This is a genomic window from Massilia sp. P2_C2, from assembly GCF_056404615.1.
This window is the reverse complement of the sequence record NZ_JBFUDR010000344.1, coordinates 1-5,881: the sequence shown is the minus strand read 5'-3', so window position 1 is coordinate 5,881 and position 5,881 is coordinate 1. Positions and strand designations below refer to the sequence as shown.

Here is a 5,881-nt window from a genome sequence, read left to right as displayed (position 1 = left end):
GGCCAGTGCGCCGCCGGCGTCCAGCGGCACGATGCGGCACGCGAGGTGCGCGGCCAGCGTGCCCGCCGCGCGCGCGAACAGCACGCGCGTCAGGCGCGCCAGCGCGGGCGTCAGCGCGGGCAGCCGCGAATGGAGCGGGGCGATGCATTTGTCGTCTCTGAGCATGTTGGTTCCTCGGGGCGGCGCCGGCGTCACCAGCAGACGATGTCGATGTCGATGTGGGCCGGCAGCAGGGTCTGCAGGCGGTGCTGCAATTCCCTGCTGTTGTCCAAGATTACGCAACGGGCGTCGCGGTCGTCGCTCTCGAAACGAAGCGACAGCCGCCAGGACGAAAGACTCAGGCGCAACCGGGTGGCCGGCAGCAGCGCCGGGTCCAGCGCGATCTGCAATTCCCAGCAGCCGCTGTCGATGATGGCCGGCGTGTTCACGAAGTCGCCGATGACGGCGGCCAGGCGCGCCATGCGCAGGCTCGTCCGCTCGTCGCGCGCGCAGGCGCGGGCGATGYGGCGCGACAGCGCCGGTTCGGGCAGCGCCGGCGCGGCCTGAGGCGCGGCGGCGGCCACGGGCAGGACATCCGGCTGCGCCGGCGTATCGTCGTCGTCCGGCTGGGCAGGGGCTTGCAGATCGGCTTCGGGCACGAGCCGGGCCAGGAATTGACTGCGCAGCGGGTTGCGCGGCGCGCGCGCGCGCGCGGCCGGCATGGCGTCGGCACGGGACAGCAGGCGCACGGGCAGGGTCGCGGTGGGCTTCATCGTCATGGCGGTTACAGCGCCAGCTTGCCCAGCGGGCGCAGGTCGGCGTGGCCGCCCAGCTCCTGGAACGAATACACGTTCAGCCAGCCGAGCTGCTGCTCGATCATGCGGCGCACGTAGCGCCGGATGTCCATCGACGTCACCACGGCCAGCAGCGGCTCGGGCGCCGGGCCCGCGATCTGCTGGATGCGGCCGACGATGGCCTGCACCTGGTCGGGCGGCAGCGTCAGGTAATTGCCGGCCGGCGTCGTCTTGATCGATTGCCGGATCAGTTGTTCGACGCTGGTGTCGAGCAGGATCGCGGGCAGCTGGCGCTGGCCGCCGGTGGCGCGGTGGGCGATGAAGCGGCCCAGGTCGCCGCGCACGTATTCGCACAGCGTCAGCATGTCCTTTTCGCGCGGGCCCCAGGCCACGAGGCTTTCCAGGATGGCGCGCATGTTGCGGATCGGGATGCGCTCTTCCAGCAGGCGGCGCAGCACGTCGGCGATGCGCGGCACGGGCAGCGCCTTCTTGACTTCGTCGACGAGCCCGGGATAGTCGGCGGCCACGCGGTCGAGCAGCCACTGGGTTTCCTGCAGGCCCACGAACAGCTGGGCGTGCGCGCGCAGGGTCGCCACCGTGGCGTCGACGATGGCCGCCTCCAGTTCGCCCGCGCCGGCCGGCGGCGGCAGCTGCAGCTCGCCCATCGGCACGTCCTGCAGCGACAGCTCGTAGCGCAGGCCGTCCAGCGCGGGGCTGGTCCAGACGGCGGCGCCGGGGAACGGCAGGCCCAGTTCCTCGACGATGCCCTGGCGCGCCGTGTCGAACCTGGCGTCCAGCGCGGCCGGGTCCAGCAGCGCGGCCAGCTGGGTGGACAGGCGCAGCGCGATCGGCGGCGAGAACGGCGGCGCGCTGGTGGCGATCGTGGGCACGGCCTGCTTGTCGTCGACGCCGCCCAGGCGCTTGAGCGCCGGCAGCTGCACGTCCGGCGGCGCCGCGGCCCGTTCTTTCTTGCGCAAGACCATCCCGGCCGCGCCCACCAGCGCAGCCAGCAGCAGGAACATGGCGGACGGGAAGCCGGGCACGAAGGCGAAGGCGCCGAGCAGGGCGGCGGCGCTGAACAGCGCGCGTGCATTGCCGCTGAGCTGGTGGGCGATCTCGGCGCCGAGCGACTGCACGCCTTCGCGGTGTTCGTCGGCCACGCGGGTGATCATGATGCCGGCCGCCACCGAGATCAGCAGCGACGGGATCTGCGACACCATCGCGTCGCCGACCGACAGCACGGCGAAGCGGCTGGCGGCTTCGCCCGCGCTCATGCCGTGGTAGGTGATGCCGACGACGATGCCGGCGAGAATGTTGACCATGGTGATGATCAGGCCGGCGATGGCGTCGCCCTTGACGAATTTCATCGCGCCGTCCATGCCGCCGTGCAGCTGGCTTTCCATCGCCAGCAGGGCGCGCTTGCGGCGCGCGGCGTCGGCGCTCAGGTTACCGGCGCGCAGGTCGGCGTCGATGCTCATCTGCTTGCCCGGCATGGCATCGAGCGTGAAGCGGGCGCCGACTTCGGCCACGCGTTCCGAGCCCTTGGCGATGACGATGAACTGCACCGTCGCGATGATCAGGAACACGACGAGTCCGACGACGAGGTTGCCGCCGACGACCAGTTCGCCGAAGCTTTCGATGATGTGGCCGGCGTCCGCGCGCAGCAGGATCGACTTGGTCGACGCGATGTTCAGCGACAGCCGGAACATCGTCGTGAACAGCAGCAGCGACGGAAACGACGAGAACGCCACCGCGTTGGGCACGTACATCGTCATCATCAACAGGATCACGGAGACGCCGATGTTGATGGTGAGGAGGCTGTCGATGGCGAAGGTCGGCAGCGGCAGGATCATCAGCGCAACCACCGCCACGACGACGGCGGCGATGGCGATCTCGCCGCCGAATTCCATTTTCTTGGGCAGGTTCATAACGGTTCCACGAGGTGAGAGGAAGAAGGCGGCACGGGGCCGGCGTCCGGCGTGCCGATGTCGCGCACCCAGCGCAGGATGGCGGCGACGGTGTCGAACAGCGCTTCGGGAATGGCGTCGCCCAGCGGCACCGTGTACAGCGCGCGCGCCAGCGGCGGGTTGCCGACGATCGGGATGGCCAGTTCCTGGGCCATGCGGCGGATCTCCAGCGCCTGGTCGTCGACGCCCTTGGCCACCACCTGCGGCAGGCCGAGGCCCGCGGCGTCGTAGGACAGGGCCACCGCGTAGTGGGTCGGGTTGACGATCACCGCCTGCGCCCGGCGCAGCTGGTCGCGGTTCGCGGGCGCCGGGCCGAGGGCGATTTCCCTGGCGAGCGATTTGCGGTGCCCCTTCAGGTGCGGGTCGCCTTCCGATTCCTTGTGCTCGCGTTTGACCTCGTCCTTGCTCATGCGCTGGTCGCGCACGAACAGCCAGCGCTGGATGCCGTAGTCGGCCGCGCCCATCAGCAGGAACAGCACGCCGCCGACCAGCAGGAAGCGGGCCAGGATGCGCCAGGCCAGCTGCGCGAGCGCGGGCGCCGGCTGGTGGGCCGCGGCGACGATCAACGGCGCCAGCAGCGTGAGCGTCTTCCACATGACGAGGACGATCAGCATGGCCTTCACGACCATCTTGCCCAGGTCGACCATCGAGCGCATCGAAAAGATGCGGGTCAGCCCGGCGCCGGGATTGACGGCGTCGAACTTGGGTTCCACGGGTTTGAACGACAGGTTGATGCCGGTTTGCGCCAGCGTGCCCACCACCGCGGCAATCACGCACGCCACCAGGAACGGCGCCAGCAGCAGCGCCGCCTGCAGGCCGATACGGCGCGCGGTCAGCAGCAGGTCGGCGTCGGGACGAGTGATGGCGCGCGCATCCAGCGCGGGCGCCAGCAGCGCACGCAGCCCGTCGCCCAGCGCCGGGCCGGACAGCAGCATCAGGACGCCGGTCGTCAGCAGCACGGCCGCGGCCGTGAGGTCGGCGCTCTTGACCACTTTGCCGTCGCGCCTGGCGTCCTCCATCTTCTTGGCACTGGGTTCTTCGGTTTTTTCGTCTGACATGGCACCGCCGGGACTGTGAAAGATACGCCCGGATTGTCGGTCCGGCGGTGAACGCCCGCGTGGCGTCGAACGAAGCGCCGGCGCGCGCGCCGAAGCGGGGGCCGCGCCTTCGTTTCATGCATGGACGCTTCGCTTCGGCACGCGGCCGGACGGGTCCCGGCCGTTAATGTGTCGTCCGGCGCAAGGCATCTTGCGGACGCAACCAATGCGAGGAACGCTCATGAACGATTACAGCAAATGCGACAACAGAGTCGTCACCGGCCTGATCGAGGTGTTGATGGCGGGGATTAACCAGGGCAGGCTGGCCGAGTCCGACGCGCTGCTGGCGGCGCTGCGGGTATTGCGGCCCCGGTTCCGCGAGCTCGACACCTTCGACATCTGGCTGCTCATCAAGCGCAAGCGCTACATCGAGGCGACGCAGGTGCTGCGCAACCTGCACGGCAGCAGCCCCGACATGCAGAACCTGCCGATCTGCACCGCGCTGCAGGCGCTGTGCCTGTACGCATCCGGCGACGACGCCTGGCGCATCAGCGCCAACGAGGTGCTGACGCGGAACGACGATCCGGAAGCCGTGGCGCTCGTCAACCTGCTGTTCGGCAAAGGGCCGGACGCCGCCGCCGAGCCCGAGTCCGAGACCGCCGCCGCGCCGGCCGTGGCCGACCTGGCGCCCGCATATTACCTGCGCGCCTGAGGAGCCGCCATGATCGCACCGATTGCTCCGGTCACACCCGTCCCGGCGACAACGCCCGTCGCTCCCGTGGCCCAGGCCGCCCCGGCCCCGGCCCCGGCCCCGCAAACGCTGGTCGACCGCTTTTCCGCGCTGATGCAGCAGATCGGCCACGGCCCTGGCGCGCAGACGCGCACGCACGGCCCGTCGCAGCTGTCCCGCATGATCGACGCCCAAGACCACGCCGCCAAGGCGACGCTGGAAAATATCCAGTCGTTTTCGATCGGCGACGCGGCCAGCATGCCCGAAATGGCCGTGGCGGCGGTGCAGATGCAGTCGGAGATGGCCGTGCTGTCGTTCAAGCTGAACATCGTGAACACGCTGGCCGAGTCCGGCAAGACGGCCGTCCAGACCCTGATGAAGAACCAATGAATCCCGAGGAGCCGACGTGAAAACTGCCAGATTCATCCTCGCGGTGCTGTGCCTGGCCGCCGCGCTGGGCGGCTGCACCAAGCAGCTGTTCGCGCAACTGACCGAGAGCGACGCGAACGACATGCTGACCGTGCTGCTGGAGGCCGGCGTCGACGCCAGCAAGAGCTCGCCCGACGACGGCAAGACCTGGCTGATCAGCGTTGCCGACGACGACTTCGCGCCCGCCATGGACGCGCTGCACGCGCATGGGCTGCCGCACGCCAGGTACACGAACCTGGGCGAGATGTTCAAGAAGGACGGCCTGATCTCCACGCCCACGGAGGAGCGCGTGCGCTTCATCTTCGGCGTCTCGCAGCAGCTCGCCCGCACCCTCAGCGACATCGACGGCGTGGCGCAGGCGCACGTGGAGATCGCACTGCCGAACAACGACCCGCTGGCGAACGTGGTGAAGCCGCCCAGCGCCTCGGTCTTCATCAAGTACCGGCCCAACACCGACGTCGCGTCGCTCGTCCCCGGCATCAAGAACCTCGTCGTGCACAGCGTCGAGGGACTGAGTTACGACAACGTGAGCGTCGTGCTCGTGCCCGGCGGCACGGCCCCGCCGCCGGCCGTGGCCCGCACGCGCGCCGGGCATCTGCCGCGCGCCGTGCTGTGGGGCGCCGGCGCGGTGCTGGCGACGGTGGCGCTGGCGCTGGCCGCCTTCTTCCTGCGCCGGGGCGGCGCTCTGTCCGCCACGCTGGCACGCCTGCGCACGCGCATGCCGGGCCGCAAGGGTGTGGCCTGATGGGCGCCACGCAACGCGGGCCGGACGCGCAACCGCTGCCGGTGGTCCGGATGGCGATGCTGTTGCAGGCCTACCAGGCGCGCTTGCGGCGGCTGGGCGACGACGTCGATCCCGGCCGGCTGGCGGAGCTCGTGGCGCCGGCGCCGGCCCTGACGCCGCTGCAGCGCAGCGCGCAGCTGCGCCACCGGCTGCGGCTGGGG

7 protein-coding genes are annotated in these 5,881 nt (G+C 70.3%); 4 read left to right on the top strand and 3 right to left on the bottom strand.

All coding sequences use genetic code 11. The features are described 5' to 3' along the window. Nucleotides 1–191 precede the first annotated feature (191 nt). Genes sctP through sctU form a run of 3 tightly spaced genes read right to left on the bottom strand, consistent with a single transcriptional unit; the run spans nucleotide 192 to nucleotide 3,798 of the window. Nucleotides 192–758, bottom strand: coding sequence for a type III secretion system protein SctP (gene sctP, locus AC1DYX_RS26605; protein ID WP_477264476.1), 567 nt, complete (start codon nucleotides 756–758; stop codon nucleotides 192–194). 5 nt (nucleotides 759–763) lie between these two features. Beyond that, on the bottom strand, nucleotides 764–2,701 hold the full coding sequence (locus AC1DYX_RS26600; protein WP_477264474.1) for an FHIPEP family type III secretion protein: 1,938 nt from the start codon (nucleotides 2,699–2,701) through the stop codon (nucleotides 764–766). Then, nucleotides 2,698–3,798: a type III secretion system export apparatus subunit SctU gene (sctU, locus tag AC1DYX_RS26595; protein WP_477264472.1), complete on the bottom strand. Its 1,101-nt coding sequence runs from the start codon at nucleotides 3,796–3,798 to the stop codon at nucleotides 2,698–2,700. Before sctU ends, AC1DYX_RS26600 begins: the two co-directional genes overlap by 4 nt. 220 nt (nucleotides 3,799–4,018) lie before the next feature. On the opposite strand from sctU, the gene AC1DYX_RS26590 reads away from it, so the two are divergent. From AC1DYX_RS26590 to AC1DYX_RS26575, 4 genes are all read left to right on the top strand, one after another. Beyond that, nucleotides 4,019–4,489 (top strand): HrpB1 family type III secretion system apparatus protein, encoded by a 471-nt coding sequence (locus AC1DYX_RS26590; RefSeq protein ID WP_477264470.1) that lies wholly within the window; start codon nucleotides 4,019–4,021, stop codon nucleotides 4,487–4,489. A gap of 9 nt (nucleotides 4,490–4,498) precedes the next feature. Continuing rightward, nucleotides 4,499–4,897: a type III secretion protein HrpB2 gene (locus tag AC1DYX_RS26585; protein WP_477264468.1), complete on the top strand. Its 399-nt coding sequence runs from the start codon at nucleotides 4,499–4,501 to the stop codon at nucleotides 4,895–4,897. Between the two features lie 16 nt (nucleotides 4,898–4,913). Next, complete coding sequence (sctJ, locus tag AC1DYX_RS26580; RefSeq protein ID WP_477264466.1) at nucleotides 4,914–5,681, top strand: type III secretion system inner membrane ring lipoprotein SctJ; 768 nt, start codon at nucleotides 4,914–4,916, stop codon at nucleotides 5,679–5,681. Beyond that, a partial coding sequence (locus AC1DYX_RS26575) for a hypothetical protein (RefSeq protein WP_477264464.1) occupies nucleotides 5,681–5,881 on the top strand: 201 nt, incomplete at its 3' end. The genes sctJ and AC1DYX_RS26575, both read left to right, overlap by 1 nt.

Excerpts from the sequence above, each read along its gene's own strand:
- sctU (WP_477264472.1), bottom strand. The coding sequence starts at position 3,798 with ATGTCAGACGAAAAAACCGAAGAACCCAGTGCCAAGAAGATGGAGGAC.
- AC1DYX_RS26600 (WP_477264474.1), bottom strand. The coding sequence starts at position 2,701 with ATGAACCTGCCCAAGAAAATGGAATTCGGCGGCGAGATCGCCATCGCC.
- AC1DYX_RS26590 (WP_477264470.1), top strand. The coding sequence starts at position 4,019 with ATGAACGATTACAGCAAATGCGACAACAGAGTCGTCACCGGCCTGATC.
- AC1DYX_RS26585 (WP_477264468.1), top strand. The coding sequence starts at position 4,499 with ATGATCGCACCGATTGCTCCGGTCACACCCGTCCCGGCGACAACGCCC.